We start from the raw sequence: 12453 nt of genomic DNA, 5'->3' as shown, positions 1-12453 counted from the left end.
AGCGGCGCCTCAGTCCTCTGGCGTGGCGTCGTCCGCGTCGAAGAAGGGCTCGATCTGCGCAACGATCACCGCATTCTCGGCCAGCGCCCGGGCCATCAGCGCCACTTCCTCGTCGCCGATCTCGTGCCCCTCGGCACGGCGCTCGTCGGCGGTGCCGTAGCCGGTGACATCGAGCGGCGCGAGCCCCGCCTGCTTCAGCACGGCCACGGTTTCGCGCACCGCCTCGGCCTCGTCCACGCCCGAGGCATAGCACATCAGCCCCGCCCCCGTGGCGCCCTCGGGCAGCCCGTCCTCGGCCTTGCGGCCGACCTCGACCAGCAGGGTGTAGACCTGGTGCGGCTTTTTCAGTTTTTCGGTCACAAGCGAACCTTTTCAAGAACCGGCTTCGGGAAACAACCAATCGTCAGGCGCTAAACCTATCGGCCACCCCGTGGAGGCAAGTTGATCTTTCGACTGGGACGGAAGCAAGGCGGCAAGGTGTTTCGATTCATGAAGCGAATGGCCTCATCCGATGCATTGGCGAAGTCGAGAGCGTCGAGCCAAATCAGCAGCCTTTCGCTATACCCGGTGACATTCACCAGAAAGACGGCCTCTGTGACAGGGCGGCCAAGGGATTCACTCGCTGTTTCGATAAACTGCTGAAGCACTACGAAAAAGTCATTCAGCGAGTTGAGTGAAGGGACTGAAAGAGGCTGGCCGTTAATGATAACCTCGGCATCCAGATGCGCGATATGCCAGTGGCGCAGGATTTCCAGATCTTGGTCTTTCCGAAACCGGGACAACATATCGGCCAAGTGTCCCTCTACCTCGGCGGGCAGACCGGCATCTTGAAATGCCGCGACAACCCCATGAGCGGATAAGTTCCGGCGCGGCCCACTCTTGGTGCGCGCTTCTTTCCCATCGGTCAACCGGGCAATGCCGAGATGAAGACGCTCGCTGTAAACCTCGAGCATCTCGGAGAACAGACCCGGGGCAAGCTTGTTCAATAGCGGGACCGAAGTCTCCGGTTCGCCAAAGTAGAGTTCATGAAGCGTCCAGTAGACGCGACCGAGCCGCTGACACTCCCCCCAGAAGTAGTCGAAATGTCTCGTGGCGACGTTCAGCGCGTTGTCCGGTCCGTCAGTCACGCAACAACTCGTTGATGCCGGTCTTGGACCGGGTCTGGGCATCGACCCGTTTCACGATCACCGCGCAGTAGAGGTTCACGCCGCCCTTGGATGGCATGCTGCCCGCCACGACCACCGAATAGGGCGGGACCTCGCCATACATCACCTCGCCGGTTTCCCGATCGACGATCTTGGTCGACTTGCCGATGAAGACCCCCATGCCGAGGACCGAGCCCTCGCGCACGATGCAGCCCTCGACCACCTCGGAGCGCGCGCCGATGAAGCAGTTGTCCTCGATGATCGTGGGGCCTGCCTGCATCGGTTCCAGCACGCCGCCGATGCCCACGCCGCCCGACAGGTGCACGTTCTTGCCGATCTGCGCGCAGGATCCGACCGTGGCCCAGGTGTCGACCATCGTGCCCGAATCCACGTAGGCGCCGAGGTTCACGAAGGAGGGCATCAGCACCACGCCCGGCGCAATATAGGCCGACCGGCGCACGATGCAGTTCGGAACGGCGCGGAAGCCCGCGGCCTTCCATTCCTTGTCGCCCCAGCCCTTGAACTTGCTGTCGACCTTGTCCCACCAGTGGCCGCCCTGCGGGCCGCCATCCTGGCTTTCCATGTCCTTGAGCCGGAAGCCCAGCAGGACCGCCTTTTTCGCCCACTGGTTCACGTGCCACTCGCCGGTCTCGCGCCGCTCGGCCACGCGCAGGGTGCCGGCGTCCAGCGCGTCCAGCGTGGCCTCGATGGCTTCGCGGGTCTCGCCGCCGGTCGAGGGCGTGATCGTGTCGCGCGCCTCCCAGGCGGCTTCGATGGCGGCTTCGAGCTGGGCGTAGGACATGGGCACTCCCCCGGAAAGGTGACTGGCTTCACTGGGCGTCAGGCTATAGACGCTAGACCTGCCCGGCGCAATCCAGCCGAACGAGAGACCGATGACCGAAGAGATACGCCGCCCCTTCCGCGATGCCCAGAAGGACGTCGAGACCGTCCGCGAGGTGCCCGACACCCCCCAGACACGCGCCCCGGCCTACCGGCTGGCCTTCGCCGATCCCGAGTTCCTGTGGCGCGACGAATTGCGCCCCGTGCGGCTGCAGCTGGAGTTGATGAAGCCGGAACTGTTGATGAAGGAGTACGGCATCGAAAGCACCATCGTGCTGTTCGGCTCGGCCCGCATCCCCGAGCCCGCGCGCCGCGCCGAGGCCAGGACCGAAACGCTGGCCGACTTTACCCGCTATTACGACGAGGCCCGCAAGTTCGCGCGGATGATGACCGAGAAGAGCCAGCAGAACGGCAAGCATCACGTGATCGTCACCGGCGGCGGCCCCGGCATCATGGAGGCGGGCAACCGCGGCGCGGCCGAGGCCGGCGGCGTGTCGATCGGGCTGAACATAGTGCTGCCGCACGAACAGGCCCCGAACGAGTATGTCACGCCGGACCTGTGCTTCAACTTCCACTATTTCGGCATCCGCAAGATGCACTTCCTGCTGCGCGCGGCCGCCATCGCGATCTTTCCGGGTGGGTTCGGCACGCTGGACGAGATGTTCGAGGCGCTGACCCTGATCCAGACCGAACGGATGGATCCGGTGCCCTTCCTGCTGTTCGGGCGCGACTTCTGGGAGAAGGTCGTGAACTGGGACGCACTGGCCGAGGCGGGCACCATCGCGCGCCGGGATCTGGACCTGTTCACCTATGTCGAGACCGCCGAAGAGGCGGTGAAGGTGATCGAGGAGTGGACGCCCCGGCGATAGGCGCCAGGCGGGCTAGCGCGCCAGACTCAGGACACGGCCGAACGGCGCACCCGCGGCGGGCGGATCGCCGGGCACGGCCCAGACCACCGGCAGGCGGCGCGGCGGGGTTGGGCCGAACGGACCCTCAAGATCGGTCAGGATCACCACCGCCGACGGATCGAGCGCAAGGGCCTCTTCCATCACCTGTATGAAGGACGTGCCACCGTCGCGGGTGAACAGGATGTCGGTGATCCGCTTGTCCCACGCGGCACCGCCCATCACCGTGCGGCTGCGCACCGCGGTGTCGAAGACAAGGACATGGGTCTCGGCCCCGGTGCGCTTGGCGATGGCTGCAAGCTCGGCCGCGAATTTCACCAGCAGCGTTCCATCGACAGACCCCGAACTGTCGATCCCCACCGCGATCCGCGGGATGTCCCGGTCGCGCAGCATGCCCGGTTCAAAGGCCGGATCCGGCCCGCCCCGCTGGCGCGCATCTGCATCGCGCGCCAGCCAGCGGCGGGCGGGGCGGGTGCCGAGAGGGCGGGGGTTGACCATCACGGCGCGGCTGACCAGCCCGCGCAGGACCACCTCCCACGGCGTGTGAACCTCGGGCAGATCGGCCAGCCGATGGCCCAGCATCCCGAGCCCGTGGCCCGCGATGCGCCCCGCGTCCATCGCGCGGGCAACGCGCTGGCGCCATTCCGCATCCTCTTCGCGGCCCGCGCCGTCGTCCTTGTCGTCGCGGTCGGTGTCCAGATCGGGAGCAAAGGCACGTTCCGCGGCATAGGCCCGCGCCGCCTCGGCCCGCGCGCCGCCGGGCCTGGGCCGGTCTCCGCCCGAGCCGCCCTCGCCGCCGTTGGTCCCGCTGCCGCCGCTGGCTGCGCCCTTGTCGCCCGGCCGGGTGCTTTGCGGCGGCGCGCCGTCCTGCATCAGCGCGATGTAGAGCCGCTCGGCATCGTATTTCGTGACCGCATCCTCGCCCGCCATGTCCTCGCGCAGCGTAGCCTTCAACAGCCCCGTCAGGCGCACCACGGGCCGCGGCAGGATGAAGCCTGTCAGCATCAGCGTCTCGTTCACGATGGCATCGGTCGCGAGGTTGAACAGATCCGCGTCATAGCGATCGCCAAAGCGGACATACATCGCGTGTGACCGCGGCGCGTGGCGAAAGGCGATGTGCAGGATGTGGTGGGCGGCAAGACCGATCTGCTCGGGCAGATCCAGCGCCTCGAATGCGGGCCCGTAATGGATCGCGCGGCCGTCCGTCCAGGCCGGGCCCTCGCGCTGGTCGCTGTCGACATGGGTGCACCACAGCGCAAGGGCGGCAAAGGCCGGGTCCTGCTCGGCCAGCTTGGTCAGCGCCCGCCGCGCCCGGGCCGAGTGGCGCAAGGGCGTCACGCGAGCCCCGCTTCCTTGCGCTCGGCCGCATAGGCGCGATAGGCATCATGGCCGAGGAAGCGTTCGCCCAGCCCCAGATCCAGCCCCTTGCGGATCAGCCCCTCGAACCCGTAGGTGCAAAGCTCGGACAGCGGCATCCGCTTGAACGCCTCTTCCTCGCGCAGGCGGCCGAGGTGGCGAATATCGGCCATGATGTCGATCACGCCATTCACGTTGCGCGACTCGAGAATGCCGATCAGCCCGTAGATCAGCGCGTTCAGCCCGTGCATCGAGGCGGGATAGAGACTGATCCGCGCCTTGCGGTCGGCCTCCAACATGTCCTGCACCTGCACCGTGGCCGAGATGTCGTCGGCGATCATGGCGAATTCGGCAGCCACCGCCTCACCCACCGTGCCCGCGACCAGGACGTTGCGAATCCGCCTGTCCGGCACGGCCTTGAGAATTTGGCTGACACGCTCCCAACTGCGGGGCGTGGTGGCGATCAGCTGGCCCTCGGCCACGGTGCGTTCTGTCGTGTCCAGCAGGTCGGGCCTTGTCTTGATGAAGGCGACCACGGTGGGGTGCAGCCCGCGCGGCACCGCGTAATTGTCCAGCCAGTCGGCGGCGGCGGCCTGCACATGCAGGTGGATCAGCCGGTCCGACAGGGCGGTGTTCATCTGATAGGCAATCGCGCCGTCCTCGACCGTGTTGCCCGCGGCCACGATGAAGACGTTTTCGGGCAGCTTGTGCCGGCCCACCCGGCGTTCCTGCAGAAGACCATAGACCGTGGGTTGCAGCATCGGAGAGGCAGCGGTCAGTTCGTCGAGAAACAGGATCGAGGGGTGGTCGACATCGTCGGGCAGATCCTCGGGGCGATACCACTTGGTCTTCTGCGCCTCGTGGTCGTAATAGGGCAGCCCGCGCAGATCCTGCGGTTCGATCGTCGTCAGGCGCAGATCGAAGAGCCGCGCGCCGATCTCGGCGGCCAGTTGTTCGACCACCTGCGTCTTCCCGACCCCCGGCCGCCCGTGCATCATGTAGGACGCAAGCATGTGCCCGGCCCTCTGCGCCTCCCATCCGGCGCGCAGCACGTCCAGCGCCTCGCCGGCCGACACGATCATTGCATTGACACTCATGACCCTACCCGTCTTGCCTGTGCGTCCGTCAATCTAGGGCGCCGGGCGCCGGGATCACGCCCCGATTGCACGGCAGGGTTTTGTGCCTATGTCACAGCACGGACCGACCGGGACCGCTATGGTCCCGCTTGAACCCCCCGAAGGATTATCCGATGCCCGACCCCAAATCCGATTCCCGTGCCCTTGCCGTTCCCAGCGGGCGGCTGAACCGCCTTGCCCGCTTCGGGGCGCTCACGTCGAACATCGCGGGCAACATGGCGCTGCACGGCGTTCGTCAGGTGGCGCAGGGCAAGCGGCCAAAGGCATCGGATCTGCTCCTGACACCCGCCAATGCGCGCAAGGTGGCCGACCAGTTGGCCCATATGCGGGGGGCGGCGATGAAGGTCGGCCAACTCATCTCGATGGATGCGGGCGACATGCTGCCGCCCGAGCTGGCCGAGATCATGGCCCGCCTTCGGGCCGACGCGCATTACATGCCCGGCGGGCAGTTGAAGAAGGTGCTGACCGAGGCCTGGGGCGCGGACTGGCTGAAGCGGTTCGACAAGTTCCAGGTCCGCCCCATCGCCGCCGCCTCGATCGGGCAGGTGCACCGGGCGCAGACGAAGGACGGCCGCGACCTGGCGATCAAGGTGCAATACCCGGGCGTGCGCCGGTCGATCGACAGCGACGTGAACAACGTCGCAGCCCTGATGCGGTTCTCGGGCGTCATGCCCAGGGAACTCGACATCGCGCCGATGCTGGACGAGGCCAAGCGCCAGTTGCACGAAGAGGCTGATTACGAACGCGAAGGCCGCTACATGCGCCGTTTTGGCGAATTGCTGGCCGATGCGCCGGATTTCGTGGTGCCGCAGTTGCAGGACGACCTGACCACGCGCGACGTGCTGGCGATGACCTATGTCGAGGGCGTGCCGATCGAGACACTGGTCGACGCGCCGCAGGCCGAACGCGACCGCGTGATGGGCCTGCTGATCGGCCTGTTGTTCCGCGAGTTGTTCGAGTTCCGGCTGATGCAGACCGACCCGAACTTTGCCAATTACCGCTACCAGCCCGAGACGGGGCGAGTCGTCCTTCTGGATTTCGGCGCATCGCGGGACTTTGCCCCCGAGATGGCCGCGCAATTCAAGGCGCTGATGCGGGCGGGGCTGTCGGGCGACCGGGACGCCGTGCGCCGCGCGATCCTCGATATCGGCTTCTTCGCCGAGGACACGGCGGCCCATCACCAGACGACGATGCTCGACATGTTCGAAATGTCGATGGAGCCGATCCGGCGGCCCGGCGCGTTCGACTTTGCCGACAACGACCTGGCGATGCGGATGCGCGATGCGGGGATGGAACTGGGGGCCGACCGCGACTTCTGGCACATCCCGCCGATGGACACGCTGTTCATGCAGCGCAAGTTCGGCGGCTTCTACCTGCTGGCCAGCCGTCTCAAGGCACGGGTGGACCTGCGCGCGATCATCGAGCGGTATCTCTGAGACGCGGAAAGGCCCCGTCCGGAACGGGGCCTTTCGCTGGTTGTCCCGTTTCGATCAGGCCGTGGCCGCACCGAACCGCGCCGCGGCAATGCCCAGCGCCTCGAGCCCGGTATTGGCGATGTCCCGCGCGGTCAGGCCGGCCTCGGCATACATCGCGTCGGGGCTGGCTTGTTCGATGAACTTGTCGGGCAGGGTCATCGTGCGGATCGCAAGGCCGCGATCCAGACGCCCGGTCCGCGCCAGCCAGTGCAGCACCATCGCGCCGAACCCACCCTCGGCGCCATGCTCGACCGTTACCAGCGCCTCGTGTTCGTTCACCAGACGCGCCACGAGGTCGGTGTCGAAGGGTTTCGCGAACCGCGCATCAGCGACCGTAACCGAGATGCCGCGCGCCTCCAGTTCCTCGGCGGCCTTCAGGCAGTCGGCCAGCGGCGCGCCCAGCGACAGCAGGGCAAGCTTGGTCCCCTCCTTGACGATCCGGCCCTTGCCGATCTCGAGGATCCGGCCACGCTCGGGCATCTCGACGCCCACACCCTCGCCACGGGGATAGCGGAAGGCGATCGGCCCTTCATCATAAGCCGCCGATGTCGCGATCATGTTGACCAATTCCGCCTCATCACCCGCGGCCATAACGACCATGCCCGGCAGGTTCGACAGGAAGGCAACGTCAAAGGCCCCGGCATGGGTCGATCCGTCGGCGCCGACAAGCCCCGCCCGGTCGATACAGAACCGCACCGGCAGCTTTTGCAGCACCACGTCATGCACGATCTGGTCATAGCCGCGCTGCAGGAAGGTCGAGTAGATCGCGCAGAACGGCCGCAGCCCCGCCGCCGCCATGCCGCCCGCAAAGGTTACCGCATGCTGTTCGGCGATGCCGACGTCAAAGACGCGCTGCGGGAACCGGCCCTGCAGGATGTCGAGCCCGGTGCCCGACGGCATCGCCGCGGTGATCGCCACGATCCTGGGATCGCGCGCCGCCTCGGCCGTGAGGGTCTTGCCGAAGACCGAGGTATAGCTCGGCGCATTGGGCTGGCTTTTCGCCTGCGCCCCCGAGGCCACGTCGAATTTCGCCACGCCATGGCCGCGGTCCGCCGAGGTCTCGGCCGGCTTGTAGCCCTTGCCCTTGACGGTGCAGACATGGATGAGCGTCGGCCCCGAGGCACGGGCACGCGCCGCGCGCAGCACGGTCAGAAGCTGGCCCATGTCGTGCCCGTCGATCGGGCCGATATAGTCGAAGCCCAGTTCCTCGAACAGCGTGCCGCCGCCGGGGAAGCCCGTGACCAGTTGCCGGGCACGCCGCGCACCCTCGCGGATCGGTCCGGGCAGGACCGCCTCGAAATCCTCGGCCATGTCCTTGAGCTTGCCCAGGGGCGTGTCGGCATAAAGTCCCGAGAGATATTTCGACATCGCACCCACCGGGGGGGCGATGGACATCTCGTTGTCGTTCAGGATCACGAAAAGCCGGCTTTTCAGATGGCCCGCATGGTTCAGGGCCTCGTAGGCCATGCCTGCCGAAATCGACCCGTCGCCGATCACGGCGATCGCGTCGCCCGTCGGCTGGCCCATCTCGCGGCCCATGGCAAAGCCCAGCGCCGCCGAGATCGATGTCGAGGAATGGCCCGCCCCGAAGGCGTCGTAGTCGCTTTCGGACCGCTTGCAGAACCCGGCAAGCCCGCCGCCCTGGCGCAGCGTCAGCATCCGGTCCCGGCGACCCGTAAGGATCTTGTGCGGATAGCACTGGTGGCTGACATCCCAGACCAGCTTGTCAAAAGGGGTGTTGAAGACCGCGTGCAGGGCGACCGTAAGCTCGACCACGCCGAGCGAAGAGCCAAGATGGCCGCCGGTCTGCGCCACGACCGAGATCACTTCCTGTCGGACGTCGCGCGCCAGATGGATCAGGTCTGCCTGGCTCATGCCCTTGAGGTCAGCCGGGCCGGCGACGCGGTCCAGCATCGGGGTCGGAGGCTTGGTCATCGGTCTTCTCCCGCGCGTTTCTCTATAAAAAAGCGCCGTGTGGACACGTCTCCACACGGCGCCAGTGTCCTGTGTCTGACAGGAAGGGAACCGGGGTGTGGAGGCCCCGAATACCGGGCCCCGCGAGGGACCCGATCCCATTCGGGCGGGCGGCGCATCCGGCGCCGCCCGCCCCGATCTCATGTCACTCGATCGGCGATGCCAGCTCGGGCCATTCGGCGACCATGTCGCGGCCGTTCAGCGGGCTCACCACTTCCATGTGGCAGGTCATGCAGTTCACCTTGGCCGACTCGCGACCCAGAACCTCCGAGCGGGGCTCGTAGTAGGTCTGGTTGATGTCGATCGACATCTGCTGCGCCAGCGTCGTGATCGACCACTGCGGGGTCACCTGGGTCGCGTCGTAGAACGCCCGGGTGTTATGGCAGTAGACGCAACCCACATCCAGCGCGTTCGACTGATGGTTCATCAGCGTGAAGGTGCGCTCGGCATCCTGCCAGGTGGGATCGCCCGGCTGCTGGTCGACGCGGCTTTCAAGGTCGTGGACCTTGATCGAGTTGCCGTCCAGCAGGAACTTCTCGACCGCGTCCACCGGCAGCGAGGTAAACTCGCTCTGGGTGTACTTGTCGACGAAGGCGGTCGTCCCGGCGTGATCATACGCCAGAAGCCGGTTCTGGATCGCCGCCCAGCCTTCGGCCGCCGAGTTGACCACGCCCGCCTTGAGCCACGATCCCGGAGGTGTCGGCTGGCCGCGGTGGCAGGTGTAGCAGTTCACACCCCGACCCTCAGAGGCCAGGTTGTGGGTATCCCAGTCGGTGTTGAGATACCTGGTGGCCTCGACGCAGTTCTCGGTGATCGCCAGCGTGGTCGCGTCGACCTCGCCATTGTCATAGAGAACCACGGGCGTGCCCACCCAGGCGCTCATCGCCTCCTGCAGCTTGTCAAAGGCGCTTTGCGGCATGTCGCCGAACGCCACGACGGTCTCGCCATAGGCTTCGGCCGCCGTCGGCTCGCCCTCGACCGCCTCGGGGCGGGTGAAGGCGACATAGCTTTCCTCGTAGGCGTCGTATTGCGGATTGTCCTTCACGAACTTCGAGACGGCCATGCCGATGCCACGCGGCCCGGTCTGATAGTCTGTCGTCCGGTAGGGGTTGTCGTAGGCCACAACGATCGCAGCGATCGCAGCTGCCGTGCCAACCGTCCCCGCGAGGATACCAGGCCCGATGATGTCGGTCGGGTTGTCCTCACTCCACTTGAAGAACCATTTGGGGAGTCTCAGCATGTCAGCCTCCTTGCCCGGTATAGGCTTCGTAGCCATAGGGCTCCATGTACTCGGGCGCGAAGTTGTGCTCCTGGGCCCAGATGAACCAGTTGTCGACAACCGTACCGCTCAGCAGGATGCCGATCCCGCCCGTGATCGGGGTGAGAACCGCAAACCACCAGGCCCAGCGGTGGATACCCTCCATGGTGGCGTTGAAGCCCATGGTCCAGCGCCAGAACAGCGCCGCACGCTCGGCCGCGGTGCCCCGGTCGTAGATCTGCTCCAGCTCGCGGTCGCCGCCAAAGCGGGTCACGGCGAGGATGGTGCCGCCATGCATCGCGAACAGCAGGGCGGACCCGTAGAGGAACGCGATCGAGAGCGCGTGGAACGGGTTGTAGTAGAGGTTGCCGTACCGGATCGAGAAGGCCGTGGTCCAGTCGAGGTGCGGGAAGATGCCGTAGGGCACCATTTCCGACCAGCTGCCCATCAGGATCGGGCGGAAGAAACCCAGCACCATGAAGAGCCAGATCGCAGCCAGGAAAGCCCAGGCGATGTGCTTGCCCATCTTGTGCTCGACAGCAAGCATGTAGGTGCGTGCCCACCACGCCCAGACCGAGACCAGCAGGAAGAAGCTGGCGATCATGTACCAGCCGCCATCATGCAGCGGCGGGATTTGCAGCCCGTATTCGGGGCTGGGAGGTTCCAGCGCCAGCCAGAAACCCTGGCGCAGGAACTGGATGACAGACCAGTCGACCTGGGACAGCATGTTCAGGCCGATGATGAAGAACGCCGTGAAGCCGGCAAAGATCGAGATCACGCCCGCATAGCCCAGATAGATCGGGCCGAGCTGCGCATTGCCGAACCAGCCGAGGATCGGGAAGTTGCCGATACCGGCGACCCGCTCCTCCATCATGTTGTTCTCGTTGTCCATGCCCCAGTCACCGGAGCCGGCAACCTGGACCTGGGTGAAGATGTTCTGATATTCAGCCATGGTTACATCACTCCTTGGCCAGCGCCGGCAGCCTCGATATCGGGCCAGATCGGCATGTTGCTCCACCAGGTCCACCACTCGGGCCAGCCCTCGGTCCAGAGCGGACCGGAGATGATGATGCAGACGGCGGAAAAGAACACGGCGTTCATCGCCAGGAGCCAGCCGAGACGGTGAATCCCGAGTGTCCCGATCGAATAGCCGATGAGGTCACGGAAGAACGTGTCCTCGTGATCCGGCGTCTTGGCCTCTTCGCCCTTTTCGGGGTTACAGGCCGACAGGATCAGGCCGCCATGCAGCGCCAGCGCGAGACAGGTCGCAAAGAACAGCGACACGCCGAGCATGTGGAACGGGTTGTAGTGGAAGTGCAGATAGGCATAGCCGGTGTTGGACACCCAGTCGAGGTGACTGAAGATGCCGTAGGGGAAGGCGTGCCCCCAGGCGCCCAGCAGCAGCGGGCGGAACACAACCAGCGTCACGTAGGCGAGGATCGCGACACTGAACGCGATCGGCACGTGGTAGCCCATGCCGAGTTTGCGACAGATTTCGACCTCCCTCAGCGCCCAACTGACGAATGCGCCGATCGCGCATACGGTGATGAACTGCCAGAGACCGCCTTCAGCCAGCGGCGCGAAGCCGAGACCATGGCTGATGTCGGGGGGCGCGACATGGATCGTGAACGGGTTGAAGGTCCCTTGCAGGGACGCGCTGTAGAAGATCAGCAGCGTTCCGAGGGTGGCGAAGAAGATCGTCGTCACTCCGAAGAAGCCCACGTAGAAAGGCCCCACCCAAAAGTCGAACAGATCGCCACCGATGAGCGTCCCTCCACGGACGCGATACTTTCTCTCAAAACTGAGCAGTGCCATCGTCTGTCTCCGCAAATGGCGGCCGTGTCCGTCCGGGCCTCAGCCGTCCTTGTTCTTCGAGGTCGCGGCGGGCGGAAGATCGGGGCTTCCGCCCGCCGCGCTGATGTCACTTCCAGTGCAGTCCACCGGAAGGCCGTGTCGCTTACGCGCCAGCGGCCTTCTCGGCGGCGACGTTCAGCCAGTTGAAGTACGGGTTGCTGAGAACGAAGAGGTGAATCATCACCGCCAGCAGGAAGAGGAAGACGCCCTGCGCGACGAGCACGCGACGGGGGTCAAAGATCATCCAGACTTTGTAGAATTTAGCCATCTCTTAGATCCTTCTCAGAGCCACGGACGCCAGATGTACACTGCCAGGTGAGCCAGAACAGCGACGGCCGAGAACAGCCAAAGCCCGCTCATGTAGACAGCATGCACTTCCTGCGCCTGCTCATCGGTCAGACCCGAGAACGACAGGTCAGATTCAGCCATAAACTTTCCTCCGGATCGTCAGACTGATGCCGCGCACCCCGGCGGCCGGGTTCCGGCAGCGCATTTGCGCTACCGGTAATT

The 12453-nt window shown here is 65.6% G+C and carries 13 protein-coding genes; 2 read left to right on the top strand and 11 right to left on the bottom strand.

Annotated features, from left to right (window positions below):
- Positions 1–9 precede the first annotated feature (9 nt).
- The 3 genes from EV655_RS04040 to dapD are packed head-to-tail and all read right to left on the bottom strand — an operon-like array spanning position 10 to position 1947.
- A complete protein-coding gene (locus EV655_RS04040; RefSeq protein ID WP_132542079.1) occupies positions 10–360 on the bottom strand; it encodes a hypothetical protein in 351 nt (116 codons plus the stop codon).
- Between the two features lie 56 nt (positions 361–416).
- A complete protein-coding gene (locus tag EV655_RS04035) occupies positions 417–1127 on the bottom strand; it encodes an AbiU2 domain-containing protein (RefSeq protein WP_132542077.1) in 711 nt (236 codons plus the stop codon).
- Positions 1120–1947, bottom strand: a complete 828-nt coding sequence (dapD, locus tag EV655_RS04030) for a 2,3,4,5-tetrahydropyridine-2,6-dicarboxylate N-succinyltransferase (protein ID WP_132542075.1) — start codon at positions 1945–1947, stop codon at positions 1120–1122. The genes EV655_RS04035 and dapD overlap by 8 nt, the downstream gene beginning before the upstream one ends.
- Positions 1948–2038: 91 nt before the next feature.
- Here dapD and EV655_RS04025 point away from each other — a divergent pair, with 91 nt between their 5' ends.
- Complete coding sequence (locus EV655_RS04025) at positions 2039–2854, top strand: LOG family protein (protein ID WP_132542073.1); 816 nt, start codon at positions 2039–2041, stop codon at positions 2852–2854.
- A gap of 12 nt (positions 2855–2866) precedes the next feature.
- Here EV655_RS04025 and EV655_RS04020 read toward each other — a convergent pair whose 3' ends face one another.
- Together EV655_RS04020 and EV655_RS04015 are read right to left on the bottom strand one after the other, a co-directional pair.
- Positions 2867–4228: a vWA domain-containing protein gene (locus EV655_RS04020; RefSeq protein WP_132542071.1), complete on the bottom strand. Its 1362-nt coding sequence runs from the start codon at positions 4226–4228 to the stop codon at positions 2867–2869.
- Positions 4225–5343 carry an AAA family ATPase gene (locus EV655_RS04015; protein ID WP_132542069.1) on the bottom strand — a complete coding sequence of 373 codons (1119 nt, stop codon included), beginning with the start codon at positions 5341–5343 and terminating at the stop codon, positions 4225–4227. Before EV655_RS04015 ends, EV655_RS04020 begins: the two co-directional genes overlap by 4 nt.
- Before the next feature lie 152 nt (positions 5344–5495).
- Here EV655_RS04015 and EV655_RS04010 point away from each other — a divergent pair, with 152 nt between their 5' ends.
- Complete coding sequence (locus EV655_RS04010; protein WP_132542067.1) at positions 5496–6818, top strand: ABC1 kinase family protein; 1323 nt, start codon at positions 5496–5498, stop codon at positions 6816–6818.
- Positions 6819–6872: 54 nt separating this feature from the next.
- Here the strand turns inward: EV655_RS04010 and dxs are convergent, their stop codons facing one another.
- The 6 genes from dxs to pufB form a co-directional block, all read right to left on the bottom strand.
- Positions 6873–8792 (bottom strand): 1-deoxy-D-xylulose-5-phosphate synthase, encoded by a 1920-nt coding sequence (dxs, locus tag EV655_RS04005; RefSeq protein WP_132542065.1) that lies wholly within the window; start codon positions 8790–8792, stop codon positions 6873–6875.
- 184 nt (positions 8793–8976) lie between these two features.
- Complete coding sequence (gene pufC / locus EV655_RS04000) at positions 8977–10071, bottom strand: photosynthetic reaction center cytochrome PufC (protein ID WP_165905258.1); 1095 nt, start codon at positions 10069–10071, stop codon at positions 8977–8979.
- 1 nt (position 10072) lies between these two features.
- Positions 10073–11041, bottom strand: coding sequence for a photosynthetic reaction center subunit M (gene pufM / locus EV655_RS03995; RefSeq protein WP_132542061.1), 969 nt, complete (start codon positions 11039–11041; stop codon positions 10073–10075).
- 2 nt (positions 11042–11043) lie between these two features.
- On the bottom strand, positions 11044–11904 hold the full coding sequence (gene pufL / locus EV655_RS03990) for a photosynthetic reaction center subunit L (protein WP_132542059.1): 861 nt from the start codon (positions 11902–11904) through the stop codon (positions 11044–11046).
- A 142-nt stretch (positions 11905–12046) separates the two neighbouring features.
- Positions 12047–12211, bottom strand: coding sequence for a light-harvesting antenna LH1, alpha subunit (gene pufA, locus EV655_RS03985; RefSeq protein WP_132542057.1), 165 nt, complete (start codon positions 12209–12211; stop codon positions 12047–12049).
- A gap of 14 nt (positions 12212–12225) precedes the next feature.
- A complete protein-coding gene (gene pufB, locus EV655_RS03980) occupies positions 12226–12372 on the bottom strand; it encodes a light-harvesting antenna LH1, beta subunit (RefSeq protein ID WP_081532750.1) in 147 nt (48 codons plus the stop codon).
- Between the last annotated feature and the right edge of the window lie 81 nt (positions 12373–12453).

It is taken from the genome of Rhodovulum euryhalinum, from assembly GCF_004342445.1.
Taxonomy (GTDB): domain Bacteria; phylum Pseudomonadota; class Alphaproteobacteria; order Rhodobacterales; family Rhodobacteraceae; genus Rhodovulum; species Rhodovulum euryhalinum.
The sequence above is the reverse complement of the archived record's forward strand: the minus strand, read 5'-3'. Positions and strand labels throughout refer to the sequence as shown.